Genomic DNA, 19,205 nt, shown 5'->3' on the forward strand with positions numbered 1-19,205 from the left:
CCAGTGTCCTTCGATTTCGAAGTTCGCTAACAAAGACAATCGCAGGCTATGCGAACTTCGTGATCGGGACACTCGCTATGCGCCTCACCGCCGGAACCGACTCCCGTCTCGGAGCGACCTGGGACGGGCGCGGCACCAATTTCGCCCTGTTCTCCGCCAACGCCCACAAGGTCGAACTCTGCCTGTTCGACGCTCAGGGCCGGCGCGAGCTGGAACGGATCGAGCTGCCGGAGCGCACCGAAGACGTCTGGCACGGCTACCTCAACGACGTTTCACCCGGCCAGCTCTACGGCTATCGGGTGCACGGCCCGTACGACCCGGATCACGGCCATCGCTTCAACGCCCACAAGCTGCTGCTCGATCCGTATGCCAGGCGGTTGAGCGGACGACTGGTGTGGAGCGAGGCGCATTTCGCCTATCGCACCGGTTCACCCCGCGAGGACCTGTCGTTCGACCGCCGCGACAACGCGCGCGGCATGCCGAAGGCCGTGGTCGTCGACGAAACCGTCGGCAGCGGCCGCCGCGAGACCCGGCCCGGCGTGCGCTGGGAAGACACCATCATCTACGAGGCCCACGTCAAAGGCCTCACCCAGTTGCGCGAGGATGTGCCGCCGGGACTGCGCGGCACCTTCGGCGGGCTGGCCTGCCCGTCGATGATCGCACATTTCAAACGGCTCGGCGTCACCACGATTGAACTTTTGCCAGTCCACGGCTTTGTCGATGACCGCGTTCTGGTCGAGAAGAAGCTGGTGAACTATTGGGGTTATAACACGATCTCGTTCTTCGCGCCGGAGGCCCGCTACGCGCCGGACAAGGACAACCCGCTGGACGCGTTCCGGACCACCGTGGCCCGACTGCACGACGCCGGGATCGAGGTGCTGCTCGACGTCGTCTACAACCACACCGCCGAGGGCAACCACCTCGGTCCGACGCTGTCGTTCCGCGGCATCGACAACGCCTCGTACTACTGGCTGAAGCCCGACAACCCGCGCTACTACGACGACTTCACCGGCTGCGGCAATTCGGTGAACCTCACCCATCCGCGGGTGCTGCAGATGGTGATGGACAGCCTGCGCTATTGGGTCGAAGTCTGCCACGTCGACGGCTTCCGCTTCGATCTCGCCACCACGCTGGCACGCGGTCCGAACGGCTTCGATCGCAATTCCGGCTTCTTCACGGCGATCCGTCAGGATCCGGTGCTGGCAGGCGTGAAGCTGGTCGCCGAACCGTGGGATCTCGGCTTGGGCGGCTACCAGGTCGGTGCATTCCCGTCGCAATGGTCGGAATGGAACGACCGCTATCGCAGCGTGATGCGGCGCTACTGGAGCGGCGAAGGCAGCCTGATCGGCGACGTCTCGCGGCGCATGACCGGATCGTCCGATATCTTCAATCGCGACGCCCGCATGCCCCGCGCCAGCGTCAACCACGTCACCGTGCACGACGGCTTCACCCTGGCCGACCTGTTCAGCTACGAGCAGAAGCACAACTTAGCCAACGGCGAGCACAATCGTGACGGCTCCAACGACAACCACAGCATCAATTGTGGCGTCGAGGGACCGACCGACGATCCAAAGATACTCGCGCTGCGCCGCCAGCTTCGCAAGAACCAGCTCGCCTGTCTGTTCCTGGCCCAGGGTGTGCCGCTGATGCTTGCCGGTGACGAGGTCGGCAATTCGCAGGACGGCAACAACAACGCCTATTGCCAGGACAACGAGATCGGCTGGGTCGGCTGGGGCGGCGCCAATACCGACGACGACATGGTCGAGTTCATCGGGCTGATGACCGACATCCGCCGCCGCTTCGCTCAGCTCCGCTCGCGGCGCTGGCTCGATGGACGCCGTGCTGACGGCAGCTACGGGGTGCTGTGGCTGACGCCGTCGGCGGCGGAGATGACGGAGCAGGATTGGGCGTTTCCGGACGGCCGTTTCCTCGCCTACATGCTGAGCCCGAGCGAGCCCGGCGGCGACGCGATCTTCATCGTGCTGAACTCCGGCGCCGAAGCGATCGATTTCCATCTGCCGAAGACGACCGATTATCCGAGCTGGCACCAATTGTTCGACACCACCAAGGACACCGTGCAGGTCGCGCCGTTGAAATGCGGCAGCGTCAGCTCAGCGCCGCCGCGCTCGGTGCTGGCTTTCGCCGGGGTGACGGCATGAGCGGCCGCAGCTTCGGGCCGCGGATTACCGCGGGCGGCGTCGAATTCCGGCTGTGGGCGCCGAAGGCCCAGAAGGTCGAGGTGATGCTGGACGGAGGCGCGGCGCGTCCGATGCGCCGCGACGAGACCGGCTGGTATCGGGCCGAGATCGCCGGGCTCGGCGGCGGCACCCGTTATCGCTTCCGCATCGACGGCGACCTCGAGGTGCCGGACCCCGGTTCGCTGTTTCAGCCCGACGACATCGCCGGCCCGAGCGAAGTGATCGACCACGCCGCCTACGACTGGCGCGTCGATGAGTGGCGCGGCCGTCCCTGGGCCGAGACCGTGCTGCTGGAAGCCCATGTCGGCACCTTCACGCCCGAAGGCAGCTTCCGCGCGATGATCGACAGGCTGGATCATCTGGTCGCCACTGGCATCACCGCGCTGGAGTTGATGCCGCTTGCCGACTTCCCCGGGCGGCGCAATTGGGGCTACGACGGCGTGCTGTGGTACGCACCGGACAGCGCCTACGGCCGCCCAGAAGACCTCAAGGCGCTGATCGACGAGGCGCATGCCCGCGGCCTGATGATGTTTCTCGACGTGGTCTACAATCATTTCGGCCCGGAGGGGAATTACCTCGGCGGCTACGCGCCCGGCTTCTTCTCGGACTCACACACGCCGTGGGGCAACGCGATCAACTACTACGCTCCCGAGGTTCGCGCCTTCGCGATCGAGAACGCCCTGCACTGGCTGCGCGACTACCGGTTCGACGGGTTGCGGCTCGACGCGGTGCATGCGATCCCCGATCAGGGCGAGATCCCGATGCTGTACGAATTGTCGCGCGAGGCCGGCAAGCTGGCGGCCGAAACCGGCCGGCACATCCATCTGGTGCTGGAGAACGACGACAACATCGCCGCCGTGCTCGATCCGGTCACCGACCCGCCGCGCGGCCAGTATCGCGCGCAGTGGAACGACGATTATCATCACGCATGGCACGTCGCGCTGACCGGCGAGCGCCAGGGCTACTATTCCGACTACGCCGATGCTCCGTTGCGCCATCTCGCCCGCGCGCTCGGCTCCGGCTTCGCCTATCAGGGCGAGCCATCCGCGCATCGCGGCGGTACGGCGCGCGGCGAGCCGAGTGGCGAGCTGGCGCCGCTCGCCTTCGTCAACTTCCTGCAGAACCACGATCAGATCGGCAACCGCGCGCTCGGCGATCGGTTGGAAAGCCTGGCACGGCCCGAAGCGATCGAGGCGGCGCTGGCGATCACGCTGCTGGCGCCCACCGTGCCGATGCTGTTCATGGGCGAGGACTGGGGCTCACGGGCGCCGTTTCCGTTCTTCTGCGACTTCCACGGCGATCTCGCCGAGGCGGTGCGCGCCGGCCGCCGCAAGGAATTCGCCGGCGCCTACGAGAAATACGGCGACGACGTTCCCGACCCGCTCAGCGAAGACGCGTTCCGAAGCGCCGTGCTCGACTGGCGCGAGCGCGACGGCGGCGACGGCGCGCAGCGGCTGGCGCTGGTATCGCGGCTGCTGCAAGTCCGCCGCAACGCGATCGTGCCACGGCTCGCCGGCGCACGCTTCGGCACCGCCGAGATCGCGGACGGCGGGCTGCTGACCGCACAATGGCGGCTCGCGGACGGCGCCATGCTCGACCTCGTCGCCAACCTGTCGGACCAGGAACGCGACGGCGGCAAACCGTCGGCGACGGGAACAATTTTATGGGGCGGCGATTGCACCCGGATCATTCCGCCTTGGGCGGTGTCCTGGCGCCTCGAGCATCCCTAATGCCTCCTGCGATACCCACTGCCACCTATCGCCTGCAACTCACTGCCGATTTCAATTTCGATTCCGCCGCCGCCATCGTCCCGTATCTGAAGCGGCTCGGCATCTCGCACGTCTATGCGTCGCCGTTCATGAAGGCGCGCAAGGGCTCGACCCACGGCTACGACATCGTCGACCACACCCGGCTTAATCCCGAACTGGGCGGCGAAGAGGGTTTTACGCGGCTCAGTGCCGCGCTGGAGCAGGCCGACATCGGCCTGATCCTCGATTTCGTGCCGAACCATGTCGGTGTCCACTACGCCGACAATCCGTGGTGGCTCGACGTGCTGGAATGGGGGCCGGCCTCGCCGCACGCCGCATCATTCGACATCGATTGGGAGATGCTGCCGTTCCGCGCCCGCGGCGGCGTGCTGCTGCCGATCATCGGCTCGTCCTACGGCAAGGCGCTTGAAGGCGGCGAGATCGAGCTGCGCTTCGATGCCGCGAGCGGCAGCTTTTCTGCGTGGTACTACGAACACCGGCTGCCGATTGCGCCGGAGCGCTACAGCGAGATCCTGCGCACCGTGGTGCGCGAGGCCGACGCCGCCGAGACCGACACGGGCCGCGCGATCCTGGAGCTCGCCGCGCGCTACACCGGGCTGCGCCGCCCCTCACGCAACGAAGCGCCGGAATTCAAGGCGGCGCTGAAGGCGATACCCGGCGCGGCCGAAATGATCGCGCGCGGACTCGACGCCTACCGGGCCGGCGAGGGCCGCACCCAGCAGATCCAGGCGCTGCACAATCTCTTGGAGCGCCAGCACTACAAGCTCGGGCATTGGCAACTGGCATCGAGTGAGATCAACTATCGCCGGTTCTTCGACGTCAACACTCTCGCCGGCCTTCGGGTCGAGGATGCCGCCACGTTCGCGGCGATCCACAGCCGGGTGAAGAAGCTGCTTCAGGACGGTCAGCTCCACGGCCTGCGGCTCGACCACATCGACGGCCTGCGCGATCCGGCGCAGTATTTCCAGCGGCTGCGCCGGCTGGCGCGTGACGCCCAGGGGCCGGACGCGCCGCCGCTCTATACCGTGATCGAGAAGATCCTCGGCGAGGGCGAGGAGCTGCATCGCTTCGCCGGCGTGCACGGCACCACCGGCTACGAATGGCTCAACGTCATCACCCGCGTGCTGCTCGACGGCGCCGGCCTGAAGCCGCTGGAGGAAGTGTGGCGCCAGATCAGCAACATCTCGCCGGCGTTCGATCCGGTGCTGAAGGCCGCCAAGCGCCGGGTGCTGGAGACGCTGCTGCTCAGCGAATTCACCGTGCTGACCCGGCTGCTGGCGCGGATCGCGTCGGGTCACTACTCGACCCGGGATTTCTCCGCCGACAATTTGCGCCAGGCGTTCGAGCTCTATGTGCTGCACTTCCCGGTGTACCGCACCTATCTGACCGGCGGCGGCCCGACGCGGATCGATCGTGAGCTGATCGAACACACCATCGCCAAGGCGCGCGCCGACTGGTTCGGCGCCGATGACGGCATCTTCGATTTTCTCAAGGACGCGCTCACGACCGAGCTGGTGCAGCCGGGCCGCGCGCCGCACTCCAAGCCGCGGGTGCGCCGGTTCGCCCTCAAGGTGCAGCAGTTCACCGGGCCAACCATGGCCAAGTCGCTGGAGGACACCGCATTCTATCGCTATAACCGGCTGCTGGCGCTGAACGAAGTCGGTGGCGATCCCGCCGCGCCGGAGCTGCCGGTCGCCGCGTTTCACACGCTGATGCAGCGCCGCGCCAAGGACTGGCCGCACGGCATGACCGCGACCATGACCCACGACGCCAAGCGCGGCGAGGACGCCCGCGCGCGGCTGCTCGCGCTCGCCGAGATGCCCGGCGAATGGGCCGGCGTGGTGGCGAAATGGAAAGTGCTGAACGCGCCGCATCTGGTGATCGACAGCGAGATGCGCGCGCCCTCGGCGGCGTTCGAATACATGCTGTACCAGGCGCTACTCGGCGCATGGCCGCTGACGTCCGATCCGGATTTCGCCGACCGCTTCCAGGGCTTTGCGCTGAAGGCCGCGCGCGAGGGCAAACAGGAGACCAACTGGCTCAACCCCAACCTCGCTTACGAAGAGGGCGTTCGCACCTTCATCGACCGCATTCTCGATCCCTCGCTGTCCGGTGCATTCCTGGAGTCGGTCGAGAATCTGCACCAGCGGCTGTCGCTGCTCGGAGCACTCAACAGCCTCAGTCAGGTGACGCTGAAGGCGGCGATGCCGGGCGTGCCGGATTTCTATCAGGGTACCGAGTTCTGGGACTTCTCGCTGGTCGATCCCGACAACCGCCGGCCGGTGGATTTCGACGCCCGCGCCGCGGCGCTGGAGTCATTGGACGACCATCCGGACTGGGAAACTCTGACCGCCAATTGGCGCGACGGCCGCGTCAAGCTGGCCTGGACCCACCATCTGCTGCGGCTGCGGCGCGAGCACGCCGGGCTGTTCGCGGACGGTGACTACCGGCCACTCGCGGTCTCCGGGCCGCATCGCGATCACGTCATTGCGTTCGCCCGCACGCGCGGCACCGAAGCCCTGATCGTCGTGGTCGGGAAGGTGTTCGCGCCGCTGTCCGGCGAAGGCCGGCAATGGCCGACCGGCAACGCCTTCGATGGTGCGGTGGATAGCAGAGGCTATGTGGTCGAAGCCGCCGAGGGCGACAACAGCACCGGCGAACTGCCGCTGCGCGAGCTGTTCAGCCACATCCCGGTCGCAGTCCGCCGCGCCCGGATCGCCGGCTCCAAACGCCCACGACGCGGCTGAGCACGGCGCAAGTTCTCGGCAGAGCTATCAACGACCCCGGCCCCGTCATTCCGGAGCGCTCGCGCAGCGAGCGAACCCGGAATCTGCCGCCTGCACCGACTCCCGCCAAGCCCTGCGCGCATCGAGATTCCGGGTTCGCGCTGCGCCCCGGAATGACTCGGGGAGATGTCTTGGAAGACAGGCGCAGTCTTGAATGCGGTCGGCCCGTGAAATCTCGCGTCCGTACCGCATAAACGCCGAGGCCGCCCGGGAGCTGGAGCCGGACGGCCTGACGGGGTTCGTGCCGATCAGGAAAACCGGTTCCCTCACCCGCAACACCAGGATTCCAAGATTCGGTTACTTACAACTTAACGCAATATGCCGATAACTACTTGCTGCAACGCCATAATTTGGTGCGGCGCACGCAACTTGTTACTTCTTCTCCAGCATCAGATGGCCGCGCTTCTGGATCGCGACCTTCGCCGCGTCGGCGAATTTCTGCAGCAGCCAGGGCAGATGCACTTCGAGCCGCACATGATCTTCGGCGACATCGACGTGGCCGGCGGCGACCTGACCGAGCGCGCGGACGCGAAACAGCATCTGGTCACCGCGCCAAGTCTCCTCGTCCACCTTCAGGACCGGCACGTTGATCGCCGCGCGGCTGAGGCCGGTCTGCAGCCGGCGGCGCGCCTCGGCGCGGCCGAGGCGATGGGGAATCGATACGACAAGCGGAGCTGACATCGCGACGTCCTCGTCATTGGAGCGGATCGGTTACTCCCTATCTAGGCGAGCATTGCGAAAACAACAGGGCGTCGCGCGCCGTGCCGAGTTTCGACCGCGGAACCTTCGGTGTGACGCCGTGTTCTCATGTCCGACAGGCGGAGCACTCGGGCGACCCGCCACGACAAGGAGAGCAAGATGTCCATCGGCACAATCATCCTGATCATCCTGATCATCGCCTTGCTAGGCGGCTTCACCGGCGTCGGCGGCGGACCGTTCTACGGCACCGGTTACTACGGCGGCGGCGGTCTCGGCCTGGTGATCGTGATCCTGCTGATCCTGCTGTTGCTCGGCAAGATCTGACGCACGGCGTCGTCCGTTCGCTGATCGACACGGTCGTGGCCGGGCTTGAACGCCCGGCCATCGCGTATCGACGACTGGTCGCCTGCTTCCGCTCTCTTACCTCCGGCCCGAGGTCAGCGCCTTGATCGCCGGCTTCAGCGGGGCTGCGGCGGCATCGTAGTCCGCCCATGCCTTGGCGCGCTTGATCAGCGCCGGAGCGGTCTCGATGGTGTAGCGCTTCGGATCGAGCCCGGCTTTCACCTGCGCCCAGCTCACCGGCATCGACACCGTCGCGCCGGTGCGGGCCCGCGGCGACAGCACCGCGACCGCCGTCGACATCCGGTCGTTGCGCAAGTAATCCAGGAAGATCTTTCCCTTGCGCTTCTGCTTCGACATGTTGAGCAGATACTGCTCGGGGCTGTCCTCGGCCATCTGCGCGCACACCGTCTGCGCGAAGGTCTTGGCGGCCTTCCAGTCGATGCTGTCGTCCGGCTTCAGCGGAACCACGACATGTAGCCCCTTGCCGCCGGTGGTCTTGCAGAACGTCGCGAGCCCCAGCGCTTCGAGCCGCTGCTTCATCTCCTTGGCGGCGCCGATCACCTCGTCGAATCCGACCTCGGGCGCAGGATCGAGATCGAACACCAGCCGTCCGGGCACGTCGTAGCGGTTCGGCGCGCAGTTCCACGGGTGCAGCTCGACGCCGCCGATCTGCGCCACCGCGATCAGCCCTTCGACGCGGTCAATCTGCACATACGGCTTGCGGTCGCCCGAGACCTTGGCGAGATCGATCAGGTTCGACATGCCCGGCATGGCGTGGCGCTGAAAGAAATGCTCGCCGCCGATGCCGTCCGGCGCGCGCACGATCGAACACGGCCGCCCCTTGATGTGCGGGATCAGCCAGTCGCCGACTGCGGCGAAGTAATCGGCCAGATCACGCTTGGTCACCGCGCCGCTGATGTCGCTCGCCGGCCACAACTCCTTGTCGGGCTTGGAGATCACCACGCCCATCACTTCCGACCGTGCCGCATCGGCCTTCCGCGGCGCCGCGGCTTTGGTCGCCGCCTTGTTGGCGGGCTTCTTCGCAGGCTTCTTGGCGGCCTTGCGGGCGCCGCGCTTCGGCTTCGGCTCGGCGAGCTCGACCTGCTGCGGCTCCTCTGCTTCGACCTCCGCAGCCGGCTTGTCGGCGCGCAGCCCCTTGAAAGCCGCCTGCCGCACCATGCCGCCACCGGTGAAGCCGGCGAACTCGATCTCCGCGACTAGATCGGGCGTCACCCAATGCATCTCGCGGGTCTTCTTCGGCGCATTGGCGCCGCTGAACGGGCTGCTGTCCGCTTTGTGCGCCTTCAGCCCGGGCAGGATGCGCTTGACGACATCCTGGCCGAAGCCGGTGCCGACGATGCCGACATAGGCCAAATCGTCGCCGCGATGCACGCCGACCAGCAGCGAGCGGAATTTGCCGTTCGTGGTCTTCCAGCCGCCGATCACCACCTCATGGCCGGCGCGGCACTTCGCCTTGGTCCAGCCCTCGCTGCGGCCGGAGCGATACGGCGCATCGAGCTTCTTCGACACGATGCCTTCGAGCGACAGCTTGCAGGCCGATTGCAGAATGGCATCGCCGCCGGTCTCGAAATGCTCGACATAGCGGATCAGGCCTTCCTTGCGGCGGCCACGTGCGGCCTTCAGCAAAGCGTCGAGCCGCTCCTTGCGCTCGGACAGCGGCAGCCGGCGCAGATCCTCGCCCTCGGCATACAGCAGGTCGAACGCGAAGCAGATCAGATTGTCGGTGGCACCGTCGGACAGCGCTGCCTGCAGCGCCGCGAAATCCGGCTGGCCGTGCGAATCCAGCGCCACCACCTCGGTGTCGATGATCGCGTCCGGCAGCGATGCCGCTTCTTCGGCGATCGCGCTGAATTTGGCGGTCCAGTCGAGGCCCTTGCGCGTCAGAAGCTTGGCTTGGCCGTGCTCGACGCGGAGCTGCATCCGGTAGCCGTCGAACTTGATCTCGTGGCCCCAGCCGTCGCCGCCGGGCGGCCGCTCCACCGAGGTGCAGAGCTGCGGCGGCACGAAGTCCGGCATCGCCGCGCGCTTGCCATGCGCCGCCGGCTTACTCCGCGCCGCGGGTTTCGCGGACGTGGCAGCTTTCGCTTTCACAGGCGTCTTAGGCTTGGCCTCGGTCGTCTTCTTCGCAGCGCCGGTCTCCGCCCGTTTGTCGGCGGCGAGCCCGGTGTTGGAATCCCACACCGCGTCCGCCGTCACCTTCGCGGCCGCCTTGCGCAGCATGAACGGCCTCGGTGCCTTGCCCTTGCCCTCCGCGATCGTCTCCATGGCGCGGCCCGAGGCGACCGAGCGGTCTTCGTCGAGCACGGTATTGGCGTCGCCCTCGCGGGCGTCGTCGTCGCGGTGCTTGATCAGCAGCCAATTGGTGCGCTTGCCGCCGGTGCGGTCGTGCCGCATCCGCACCAGCACCCAGCTGCCATGCAGCTTCTCGCCGTGCAGGGTGAACTTCAGATCGCCCTTCTTGAAGCCGCGCTCGGGATCGTCGCACTCCCAATAGCCGCGGTCCCAAAGCTGCACCGTGCCGCCGCCATACCGGCCCTTCGGGATCGTGCCCTCGAAGTCGCCGTAGTCGAGCGGATGATCTTCGACCTCGACGGCGAGGCGCTTGTCGTGCGGATCGAGCGATGGTCCCTTGGTCACCGCCCAGGACTTGAACACGCCGCCATATTCCAGGCGCAGGTCGTAGTGCAGACGGGTGGCGTCGTGCTTCTGGATCACGAACCGTCGCTGCTTCGACGGCGCCACCTTGACGTCGCCGCGCGGCTCCGCGGTCTGCTCGAAATCGCGTTTCTTGCGGTAGATGCTGAGCTTGTTGCTGGCCACCGTCGCTCCTTACTCACCGCCGACAGGCTGGGCATGGTCGGAACCAAAACCCGGGATGCCCGTTCAAGTTCCACCCATGATAGCATCGTCCTGACCGCCCGGTCGCGACACCTCGAGCCCTCGGAGAATCCCATGCCTCGCGCCTACTGGAAGGGCACGCTGAAGCTGTCGCTGGTCACCTGTCCGGTCGCGCTGTATCCGGCCACGACCAGCAGCGAGAAGACGCGCTTCCACATGATCAATGCAGAAACCGGCAACCGGCTGAAGCAGCAGATGATCGACGAAGGCACCGGCGATGTCGTGGAGAAGGACCAGAAGGCGCGTGGCTACGAGGTGCGCAAGGGTAAGTACATCGAGATCGAGAAGGACGAGTTCGAAGCGGTGCAGATCGAGAGCACCCACACCATCGACATCGACAGCTTCGTGCCGGCCGACGAGATCGATCAGCGCTATCTCGACCGCCCGTATTACATCGTGCCCGACGGCAAGGCCGGCACCGACGCTTTCGCGGTGATCCGCGACGCCATGAAGGACAAGGGCCGCGTCGCGCTCGGCCGGATCGTGCTGACCAATCGCGAGCACGTGCTGGCGATCGAGCCGCTCGGCAAGGGCCTGCTCGCGACCACGCTGCGCTACCCTTACGAGCTGCGCGATGCGGACGAGTATTTCGACGGCATCAAGTCGCCGAAAATCTCCAAGGACATGATCGAACTCGCCGGCCACATCCTCGATACCAAGGCGGCACACTTCGATCCCAAGAAGTTCAAGGACGAGTACGAGACCGCGCTCAAGGCGCTGGTCAAGCGCAAGGCCTCCGGCAAGTCGATCAAGCTCCCCGAGCCGGAGGAAAAGGAGAGCAACGTCGTCAGCCTGATGGATGCGCTGAAGCAGAGTCTCGAAGGCGGCAAGTCCAGCGCCGAAACCGGCAAGGCCCACAGCCGCCGCAAGGCCTCCCGCTCCTCCGCCCGCACCAGCACCAAAGCCCGCCGCTCCAACGCGCGGCAACGCAAGGCGGGGTGAGGCTGGCTCCGATCGTGCTTTCTACAATGCTGCTCTGACAGCTTAGAACGCCTCGCAGCTCTGCCCCACACCGTCATTCCGGGGCGCGAGCGCCAGTTCGCGAACCCGGAATCTCGAAGTTGTTTTGCCGCAGCACTGCCGAACCACCAGTGCCCTGAATCTTCGGATTCCGGGTTCGCCGCTGCGCGGCGCCCCGGAATGACTCGCGCTTGGGTGCGGGTGAATTAGTCCGACGACGTCTAGTTCCCGGACTTGCGCTTCGACGATTTTCGGCTGGATGATTTTCGCGCGCTGGATGACTTCGACGACTTGCGGCCCGACGACTTCTTCGCCCCGGTCTTCTTGCTGCTGGACTTTGTGGTCTTCTTGGTCGTCTTCTTCGTCGTCTTACGGCCGGACTTGGTCGCCTTCTTGGTCGACGTCTTCGCGGCCTTCTTGCCGGTCTTCTTCGGCACCTTCGCGTCTTCGGCGCGGGCTTCCGACAGACCGATCGCAATCGCCTGTTTGCGGCTCTTGACCTTCTTGCCGGAGCCGCCGCTCTTCAGAGTACCGGCCTTGCGCTTCTTCATCGCGCGGCCGACCTTGGCGGACGCCTTCTTGGAATATTTACGGGCCATGATCTCCTCCGTATGGAACGAAGACCAATGATGGCGATCGCCGATAGTTCCTTCGCGGTACTATTCGCCTATCGACTCGTCCACAGCGGAGCTGCGCGCACACTTCTCGATGACGAACACGATCGCCTGGTCGCTGCGTCCGCTCGAGATGAGACGATCGCCGGTCTCGCCGATCAGCACTGGAATATCGATCAGCGCCATCGGATCGGTGCAGCGGACTTCGAGCAGATCGCCGGCCTGCAGACGCGGCAGCGCTTTGCGGGTCTTGAGCACCGGCAGCGGGCATTTCAGCCCGGTGAGATCGAGAACAGTCTTGGCCATGGCGGCGGACGATGACGAAGGTGCGGCACGCGGTCAATCGCCTTCGGCCTCGTTCTTATTGCCGAGACCCGCCATGGTGAGCTAACCACGGGCGTCCAGTCGCGACGCGGCGCGGAGTGCGCAATGGCTGATGTTCGACCACCCGCCGTGATCCTTGCCGGCGGCCTTGCCCGCCGAATGGGCGGCGGCGACAAACCGCTGCGGTCGATCACCGGCCGGCCGCTGCTCGCCCATGTGATCGAGCGCCTGCAGCCGCAATGCGGCGCGCTGGCGCTCAACGCCAATGGCGATCCGAGCAGGTTTGGTCGCTTCGCCCTGCCGGTGATCGCCGATACGGTGCACGGCTTCCCCGGCCCGCTCGCCGGCGTGCTGGCAGCGATGGAATGGGCGGCGACGGCGCAGCCGGACGCGCACCACGTGTTGACCGTGCCGGGCGATTGTCCGTTTCTGCCGCGCGATCTGGTGCCCCGGCTCGATCAGGCGCGGCGCGCTGAGAATGCCGACATCGCCGTGGCAGCGTCCGCGGGCCATCTGCATCCGGTGATCGCGCTGTGGCCGATCGCGCTGCGCGACGCATTGCGAACCGCCCTGATCGACGAAGACATCCATAAGGTCGAACACTTTACCGCGCGCTATCCGCGCGCCGTGGTGGAGTGGCTGATCACACCATACGATCCGTTCTTCAACGCCAACACGCCGGAGGATGTCACGGAAGCCGAGCGTATCGCGGTGGGCGACCAATAGCACGACGCCTCCGCCGTCATTGCGAGGAGCGCAGCGACGAAGCAATCCACCGCCGAGCAACTGGGCTGGATTGCTTCGCTTCGCTCGCAACGACGGAAACAGTTGTTCCGCCGCTACGGCGTCAGCACCGCGCGGCCGACCAGCTTGCCCTTCTGCAGATCGAGCAGCGCGTCATAGGCTTGCGGCAAGGTCACCTTGGTGACCGGGATCGGCGACACCTTCTTGGCGCGGACGAGGTCAAGCAATTCCTGCGTCTCGGCAAGATTGCCGACGTAGCTGCCCTGGATGGTGATGGCGCGCATCGGGATGAACGGCAGCGCCCATGGCGCGCCGCCGCCGAACAGGCCGACGATCACCAACTTGCCGCCCTTGGTGAGACAATCGAAGCCGAGCTGCGCGGTCTGCGGATTGCCGACCAGATCGAGCGCGCCGCGCACCGGACCTTTGGCGATGGCGGCGATCTGCGCCAGCGCGTCCGGCGATGCCGCGTCGACGGTTCCGAGCGCGCCGGCTTTCTGTGCCGCGTCGCGCTTGGCTGCGTCGATATCGACCATGATGGCGCCCTTGCCGCCCATCGCCTTGAGCAGCTCCAGCGCCATCAATCCGAGTCCGCCGGCGCCGACGATCACGATCGGGCTGTCGAGGCAGAAATCGAGCTTCTTCAGCGCACTGTAGGTGGTGATGCCGGAGCACGCATAGGGCGCCGCGGTCACCGGATCGAGGCCGTCGAGGCTGAGCAGATAGCGCGGATGCGGCACGATCAGTTCGTCCGAATAGCCTCCGTCGCAATACACGCCGAGAAACCGCGGCTTCAGGCACATGTTCTCGTCGCCGGCCTTGCAGACATCGCACTCGCCGCAGCCGATCCACGGATACACCAGCGCGACCTCGCCGATTTTGGCGTCCTTGGCGTCGGGTCCGGCGGCGACGATTTCACCGACGGTCTCGTGCCCCATCGTCAGCGGCAGCGCGACGCCGCGATCCTGCAGCGACAGCCGCTTGCGGCCGTGGCCGAGTTCGTAGCCGCCTTCCCAGATGTGCAGATCGCTGTGGCAGATGCCGGCGGCCTTGACGCGCACCAGCACCTGCGTGCCGGTCAATTCCGGCGTCGGCCGGTTGTCTTCGCTCAGCGGCTTGCCGAAATCGGTGACGCGAAAGCTCCTCATGGCGTAGTCTCCCGAGAGTGTTCTTGTTTATCGCCGAAGCATGCCACGGCGCCGCACGGCCGTCGATGGCCGGCGCAGCTTACGCCGCGTTGCGGAATTCGGCCGTGGTCTGCGCCACCAGTTCGGCGATCGGCACGATGCCGCTGATGCCGGACGCCGAATGGCCTGCGCTCCAAATGTCGCGCCAGCGCTTCGGCCGATCCTCGCGTGCGCCGACGTCGATGTCCTTGCCGATATCGATGCCGCCGCGCTCCGGCAGATCGTCGGGGTCGAGCCCGGCGGCGACGATCGAGGGCCGCAGCATGTTGGTCTGTAGCCCGGTGAACGCTTTGGTGAGCAGGATGTCGTCGGCGCTCGCCTCCACCAGCATCGTCTTGTAGCGCGGATCGGCGAGGCTCTCTTCGGTGGCAATGAATTTGGTGCCCATGTAGCCGAGATCGCAGCCGAGCGTCGTCGCGGCGCGCAGCGCGACGCCGTCGCTGATGCCGCCGGCGAGCACGAGCACGCCGTCGAAGAATTGCCGCACCGCACGCACGAAGGCGAACGGATTGAGCCACCCGGTCTGGCCGCCGGCACCGGCGGTGAGCAGCACCAGGCCGTCGACGCCGGCCGCCGCCGCGCGTTCGGCATGACGAATGCTCGCAACGTCGGCCAGCACCATCGCGCCGACATCGTGCAGCGGCGCGATCACCGGCTGCGGCGAGCCGACGCTGGTGATCACCACCTCCGGCCGATACTGCAGCAGCAGTTTCAGATCGTCGGCAAGCCGCGCATTGGAGCGGTGCACGATCAGGTTGGGGCACCACGGCGCAGCGCGCCGGCCGCTCGCCTGCTCGTGCGCCGCGATTCGGCGGTTGATCTCGCCGAGCCAGTCGCCGAGTTGTTCCGTCGTGCGGCAATTCACCGTCGGGAACGATCCGATCACGCCGCTACTACACGCCGCGGCCACCAGGTCGACGCCCGACACCAGAAACATCGGTGCCGCGATCAGCGGCAAACTGAGGCGATCGCCGAAGCGCGCCAGACGGTCGGATGATTTCACGGCAGTTTCCTCCTGCTCTGTTTGCATCGGCACTGGTTAGCCGTGCTAATGTCGTTGCCGAACATTGGCACGCCCAACAGCCGATGACAAAACACAAGGGAGACGAACGCCATGACTGCCGAGCTCAACGCCTTTCCGACCGCGGGCACGCAGACATTGCGGGCGCTGGCGCGCTATCCGTCGCGCACCGCGTTCGCCTGGCCCGGCGGTAGCCTCAGCTATCGCGGCGCCACCGACATGATCGGCAGCATCCAGAAGGTGTTCATGGGGCTCGGCCTGCCGCCCAGCACGCGCGTCGCGCTGCTCACCGCCAATCGCGCCGAGACCTGGTGCGCCGGCGTCGCGGCGCAGCTCTGCCGCTTCGCCATCACCTGGCTGCATCCACTCGGCTCGCGCCAGGATCAGCTCGACCAGATCGAAGATTCCGAAGCCGCGGTGCTGATCGTCGACGCCGCGGCCTTTCTGGAGCGCGGCGGCGAACTTGCCGCCCAGGCCAGCGGCCTGCGCCACGTCTTCACCATCGGCCGTGCCGACTATGGGCTCGATCTGCTGATCGCGCTGGATCAGGCCGGCAGCGCCACGCCGCGCGACTTTGCGCGGCTCGATGACGTCGCGGTGCTGAACTACACCGGCGGCACCACCGGCAAGTCCAAGGGCGCGCTGCGCCACCATCGCGAGAACGCCGGCTTCGCCAACGCGATCCTGGCCGATTTCGAGATCCCGTTCGATCCGCGCTATCTCACGGTCGCGCCGATCAGCCACGTCGCCGGCACCAAGGTGCTGCCGTCGCTGATCCGCGGCGGCACCATCCACATGATGAAGGGGTTCGATCCCGAAGCGGTGCTGCAGACGATCGAGCGCGAGAAGATCAACTTCACGCTGTTCGTGCCGACCATGGTCTACGTGCTGCTCGATCATCCGTCGCTCGCCAAGGCCGATCTGTCGTCGCTCGACCTGGTGCTGTACGGCGCCTCGCCGATGTCGCCGACGCGGCTGGTCGAAGGCATCGAGCGGATCGGCCCGGTGTTCTCGCAGCTCTACGGCCAGACCGAGTGCTATCCGGTGTCGGTGCTGCGCAAGGCCGATCACGATCCGAAGCAGCCGGAGCTGTTCTTGTCGTGCGGCTTCCCTATCGCGGCCTGCGATGCCCGGATTCTCGACGAGAACGATCAGGAAGTGCCGCTCGGCGAGGCCGGTGAGATCTGCGTGCGTGCCCCGCACGTGATGGCGGAATATTGGAAGCGCCCGGAGCAGACCGCCGAAACGCTGAAGAGCGGCTGGCTGCACACCGGCGATATCGCCAAGCAGGATGACCGCGGCTACATGTACATTCTCGACCGCAAGAAGGACATGATCGTGTCCGGCGGCTTCAACATCTTCCCGCGCGAGGTCGAGGACGTGTTGTCGACGCATCAGGATGTCGCGATGGTCGCGGTGGTCGGCGTGCCCGACGACAAATGGGGCGAAGCCGTCACCGCGGTGGTGGTCGCCAAGCCCGGCACCAAGCCCGACGAGCGCGAACTGATCGAACTGGTGAAGACCCGCAAGGGCTCGGCGCATGCACCGAAACAGGTCAAGTTCGTGCCCGAACTGCCGATGACCGGCGTCGGCAAGATCGACAAGAAAGTCCTGCGCGCCGGCTTCTGGGCCGGCCGCGACCGGATGGTGGGGTAGTTCTGATCACTCGCCGTCCTGCGGCGAGTTCTTGTAACCCACCGTCGTCATTCCGGGGCGCGCCGCCAGGCGCGAGCCCGGAATCTGACACGCAAACAACTTCGAGATTCCGGGTTCGCTTGCTGCGCAAGCGCCCCGGAATGACGATTGTTACTACGACCGAAACAGCCGCGTGTACTGCGTCTCGTGGCGCAGGCTGGCGAGGTCGGCGCGGAAGGTGGCGGTGCCGAGGTCGTCGAGCGCGGCGATCAGCGCGCGGCTGCCGGTGGCGATCACCGCGGGCTCCAGCGCGGCGAGCACGCGCTGGCTGTCGGTCTGGCCGAGGGGAATCAACCGCGCCCCGGCCGAAATCCAGTTCGACGTCACCGCGTGCAGGAAAGCGTGCAGCGTCGCCGGCAGCGGCACGCCGTGCGCGGCGCTGACGAGACCGACCGCGACCGGATAGGCGATCGCCTCGCCGCAGGCCGCCACCGCACGGCCGAGGCCGTCGCTGTCCCACGCCTTGCGGGCGATCTCGATGAAGGCACGGCCCTGCGACAGCGTCTCGAGCTGCCGCTCCGCCGAGGTGACGAACGCCGCGGCGAGTTCGGCCACGGCGCACAGGCCGGCGTCGTGATGCCGCTCGGTGGCGCGATAGCCATGGCAGAGCAGCACCGCGTCGCAGAAGCCGGCGCCATGCTGCAGCATCGCGTCGAGCCAATCGCGCAAACTGGCGGCGTCGGTGACGTCGCCGGCCTCTACCGCCCATTCGATGCCGCTGGAATAAGAGAACGCCCCGACCGGAAACGCCGGCGACAGCCAGGTCATCAGCCGGAACAGCGCGGCGCTTTGCGCCGCCGGCAGCGGCTGCGCCGACGCCTCCGGCTCAGTGCTCATGCTTGTGCGAATGGCCGTGCGAATGACCGCAGTGCTCGTCGTGGACGTGATCATCGTGGCCATGATGATCATGACCGCAGCCGCGGCCGTGATCATGATCGTGATGGGCATGACCGTGATGCCCATGATCGTGATGGCCGTGCGCCGCCTCGCCGCTGTCGTGCGCCGGTGCGTAGGCGCCACCTTCGGGGTCGAACGGCGCTTCGATCTCCACCACCTTGCCGCCGAGGCCGCGGACCATGTCGGCGATGACATGGTCGCGGCGGATGCGCAACGCCTTGGCCATGATCTGCGTCGGCAGATGGCGGTTGCCAAGGTGCCAGCCGAGCCGCACCAGATGCTGCGGATCACGGCCACGGATCTCGAGCAGCGGCTCGGGCGCGGCGACCACTTCCACCAGCCGGCCGTCGTCGAGAACCAGCGCGTCGCCGCCGCGCAGCGCCACCGCCTGCTCCAGATCGAGCAGGAACGCCAAGCCCCGGGTCCCGGTCATCGCCATGCGGCGGCGATGCCGGTCGTCGAAATCGAGCACGACGGTGTCGGCCGGGGTGTCGGTCCAGCGATGCTGGCCGCGGACGGCGGTGGCGCGGATCATGGAGGCTCCTATCTGGTGACGACGTTCGCCGGCGTGATGATCTCGATCTTCGGCGGCGCGGCGAAGCAGGTGACGGCGACGCGGCCGAACGTCTTCATGTGCTCGGCCTTGCGATGCGGCTCCAGCGCCTCGGCGTTTTCCCACTGCTCGACGAACACCATCTTGCCGGGATCGGTGACGCTCTCGTGCAGGTCGTAGGCGATGTTGCCCGGCTCCTTGCGCGTCTCGGCGATGCAGGCTTTGGCGGCGGCGATCAGTTCGGCACGCATTTCGGGCTTCACGGTCAAAGTGGCGACGACATAGATCACGAATATTCCTCCCGGCGGTTTGTGTCTGCAAGGCCGGACATGGCGCCGGCGCGCCGGACATTAGGCGGATGCGGCGGGGATGCAAAGGGGTGGCTCGACGCTCGAGGCGCTAGTGAGCGCACAACGTCGCCACCCACACCACCGTCATCGCCCGCGCAGGCGGGCGACCCAGTATTCCAGGGAGTTCGTTGCGGAATCCAGCGCCTA

At 66.5% G+C, this 19,205-nt stretch carries 16 protein-coding genes; 7 read left to right on the plus strand and 9 right to left on the minus strand.

Annotated elements, in window-relative coordinates; translation table 11 throughout:
- Window positions 1-77 precede the first annotated feature (77 nt).
- Genes glgX through treY form a run of 3 tightly spaced genes read left to right on the plus strand, consistent with a single transcriptional unit; the run spans window position 78 to window position 6,714 of the window.
- On the plus strand, window positions 78-2,159 hold the full coding sequence (gene glgX, locus DWA33_RS16115) for a glycogen debranching protein GlgX (protein ID WP_114359158.1): 2,082 nt from the start codon (window positions 78-80) through the stop codon (window positions 2,157-2,159).
- On the plus strand, window positions 2,156-3,928 hold the full coding sequence (gene treZ, locus DWA33_RS16120; protein WP_114359268.1) for a malto-oligosyltrehalose trehalohydrolase: 1,773 nt from the start codon (window positions 2,156-2,158) through the stop codon (window positions 3,926-3,928). Before glgX ends, treZ begins: the two co-directional genes overlap by 4 nt.
- Complete coding sequence (treY, locus tag DWA33_RS16125) at window positions 3,928-6,714, plus strand: malto-oligosyltrehalose synthase (protein ID WP_114359160.1); 2,787 nt, start codon at window positions 3,928-3,930, stop codon at window positions 6,712-6,714. Before treZ ends, treY begins: the two co-directional genes overlap by 1 nt.
- 411 nt (window positions 6,715-7,125) lie before the next feature.
- Here treY and DWA33_RS16130 read toward each other — a convergent pair whose 3' ends face one another.
- Window positions 7,126-7,434 (minus strand): polyhydroxyalkanoic acid system family protein, encoded by a 309-nt coding sequence (locus DWA33_RS16130; RefSeq protein ID WP_114359162.1) that lies wholly within the window; start codon window positions 7,432-7,434, stop codon window positions 7,126-7,128.
- Window positions 7,435-7,611: 177 nt separating this feature from the next.
- Here DWA33_RS16130 and DWA33_RS16135 point away from each other — a divergent pair, with 177 nt between their 5' ends.
- Window positions 7,612-7,776: a DUF3309 family protein gene (locus DWA33_RS16135; protein WP_013501467.1), complete on the plus strand. Its 165-nt coding sequence runs from the start codon at window positions 7,612-7,614 to the stop codon at window positions 7,774-7,776.
- Window positions 7,777-7,872: 96 nt separating this feature from the next.
- On the opposite strand, the gene ligD is transcribed toward DWA33_RS16135, so the two are convergent.
- A complete protein-coding gene (gene ligD, locus DWA33_RS16140; protein ID WP_114359164.1) occupies window positions 7,873-10,635 on the minus strand; it encodes a DNA ligase D in 2,763 nt (920 codons plus the stop codon).
- Window positions 10,636-10,767: 132 nt separating this feature from the next.
- Between ligD and ku the strand changes: the two genes are divergently transcribed.
- The gene (gene ku / locus DWA33_RS16145) at window positions 10,768-11,655 is read left to right on the plus strand and encodes a non-homologous end joining protein Ku (protein WP_114359165.1); all 888 of its coding nucleotides are present in this window, start codon (window positions 10,768-10,770) and stop codon (window positions 11,653-11,655) included.
- 239 nt (window positions 11,656-11,894) lie between these two features.
- Here ku and DWA33_RS16150 read toward each other — a convergent pair whose 3' ends face one another.
- Together DWA33_RS16150 and DWA33_RS16155 are read right to left on the minus strand one after the other, a co-directional pair.
- Complete coding sequence (locus DWA33_RS16150; RefSeq protein ID WP_114359167.1) at window positions 11,895-12,272, minus strand: DUF6496 domain-containing protein; 378 nt, start codon at window positions 12,270-12,272, stop codon at window positions 11,895-11,897.
- 60 nt (window positions 12,273-12,332) lie between these two features.
- Window positions 12,333-12,593: a sulfurtransferase TusA family protein gene (locus tag DWA33_RS16155; RefSeq protein ID WP_114359170.1), complete on the minus strand. Its 261-nt coding sequence runs from the start codon at window positions 12,591-12,593 to the stop codon at window positions 12,333-12,335.
- A gap of 123 nt (window positions 12,594-12,716) precedes the next feature.
- On the opposite strand from DWA33_RS16155, the gene mobA reads away from it, so the two are divergent.
- Complete coding sequence (gene mobA, locus DWA33_RS16160) at window positions 12,717-13,337, plus strand: molybdenum cofactor guanylyltransferase MobA (protein WP_114359172.1); 621 nt, start codon at window positions 12,717-12,719, stop codon at window positions 13,335-13,337.
- Window positions 13,338-13,450: 113 nt separating this feature from the next.
- Here mobA and DWA33_RS16165 read toward each other — a convergent pair whose 3' ends face one another.
- Complete coding sequence (locus tag DWA33_RS16165; RefSeq protein WP_114359174.1) at window positions 13,451-14,503, minus strand: alcohol dehydrogenase; 1,053 nt, start codon at window positions 14,501-14,503, stop codon at window positions 13,451-13,453.
- Between the two features lie 79 nt (window positions 14,504-14,582).
- Entirely contained in the window at window positions 14,583-15,572 is a 990-nt protein-coding gene (locus tag DWA33_RS16170) for an NAD(P)H-dependent flavin oxidoreductase (protein WP_181902423.1), read from the minus strand.
- Between the two features lie 84 nt (window positions 15,573-15,656).
- On the opposite strand from DWA33_RS16170, the gene DWA33_RS16175 reads away from it, so the two are divergent.
- Complete coding sequence (locus DWA33_RS16175) at window positions 15,657-17,219, plus strand: AMP-binding protein (protein WP_114359176.1); 1,563 nt, start codon at window positions 15,657-15,659, stop codon at window positions 17,217-17,219.
- Between the two features lie 153 nt (window positions 17,220-17,372).
- Here DWA33_RS16175 and DWA33_RS16180 read toward each other — a convergent pair whose 3' ends face one another.
- From DWA33_RS16180 to DWA33_RS16190, 3 genes are read right to left on the minus strand one after another with little or no spacing between them, the layout of a single operon-like run.
- A complete protein-coding gene (locus DWA33_RS16180) occupies window positions 17,373-18,095 on the minus strand; it encodes an urease accessory protein UreF (RefSeq protein WP_114359178.1) in 723 nt (240 codons plus the stop codon).
- Window positions 18,085-18,690, minus strand: a complete 606-nt coding sequence (locus DWA33_RS16185; protein ID WP_114359179.1) for an urease accessory protein UreE — start codon at window positions 18,688-18,690, stop codon at window positions 18,085-18,087. Before DWA33_RS16185 ends, DWA33_RS16180 begins: the two co-directional genes overlap by 11 nt.
- A gap of 8 nt (window positions 18,691-18,698) precedes the next feature.
- The gene (locus DWA33_RS16190; protein WP_011159198.1) at window positions 18,699-18,998 is read right to left on the minus strand and encodes a putative quinol monooxygenase; all 300 of its coding nucleotides are present in this window, start codon (window positions 18,996-18,998) and stop codon (window positions 18,699-18,701) included.
- Window positions 18,999-19,205 lie beyond the last annotated feature (207 nt).

Source organism: Rhodopseudomonas pentothenatexigens, from assembly GCF_900218015.1.
Classification (GTDB): Bacteria; Pseudomonadota; Alphaproteobacteria; order Rhizobiales; family Xanthobacteraceae; genus Rhodopseudomonas; species Rhodopseudomonas pentothenatexigens.

What these genes read in the sequence shown, in the direction of transcription:
- glgX (WP_114359158.1), top strand. Translation starts at nt 78, where the DNA reads ATGCGCCTCACCGCCGGAACCGACTCCCGTCTCGGAGCGACCTGGGAC.
- treZ (WP_114359268.1), top strand. Translation starts at nt 2,156, where the DNA reads ATGAGCGGCCGCAGCTTCGGGCCGCGGATTACCGCGGGCGGCGTCGAA.
- treY (WP_114359160.1), top strand. Translation starts at nt 3,928, where the DNA reads ATGCCTCCTGCGATACCCACTGCCACCTATCGCCTGCAACTCACTGCC.
- DWA33_RS16130 (WP_114359162.1), bottom strand. Translation starts at nt 7,434, where the DNA reads ATGTCAGCTCCGCTTGTCGTATCGATTCCCCATCGCCTCGGCCGCGCC.
- DWA33_RS16135 (WP_013501467.1), top strand. Translation starts at nt 7,612, where the DNA reads ATGTCCATCGGCACAATCATCCTGATCATCCTGATCATCGCCTTGCTA.
- ku (WP_114359165.1), top strand. Translation starts at nt 10,768, where the DNA reads ATGCCTCGCGCCTACTGGAAGGGCACGCTGAAGCTGTCGCTGGTCACC.
- DWA33_RS16150 (WP_114359167.1), bottom strand. Translation starts at nt 12,272, where the DNA reads ATGGCCCGTAAATATTCCAAGAAGGCGTCCGCCAAGGTCGGCCGCGCG.
- DWA33_RS16155 (WP_114359170.1), bottom strand. Translation starts at nt 12,593, where the DNA reads ATGGCCAAGACTGTTCTCGATCTCACCGGGCTGAAATGCCCGCTGCCG.
- mobA (WP_114359172.1), top strand. Translation starts at nt 12,717, where the DNA reads ATGGCTGATGTTCGACCACCCGCCGTGATCCTTGCCGGCGGCCTTGCC.
- DWA33_RS16165 (WP_114359174.1), bottom strand. Translation starts at nt 14,503, where the DNA reads ATGAGGAGCTTTCGCGTCACCGATTTCGGCAAGCCGCTGAGCGAAGAC.
- DWA33_RS16170 (WP_181902423.1), bottom strand. Translation starts at nt 15,572, where the DNA reads ATGCAAACAGAGCAGGAGGAAACTGCCGTGAAATCATCCGACCGTCTG.
- DWA33_RS16175 (WP_114359176.1), top strand. Translation starts at nt 15,657, where the DNA reads ATGACTGCCGAGCTCAACGCCTTTCCGACCGCGGGCACGCAGACATTG.
- DWA33_RS16180 (WP_114359178.1), bottom strand. Translation starts at nt 18,095, where the DNA reads ATGAGCACTGAGCCGGAGGCGTCGGCGCAGCCGCTGCCGGCGGCGCAA.
- DWA33_RS16185 (WP_114359179.1), bottom strand. Translation starts at nt 18,690, where the DNA reads ATGATCCGCGCCACCGCCGTCCGCGGCCAGCATCGCTGGACCGACACC.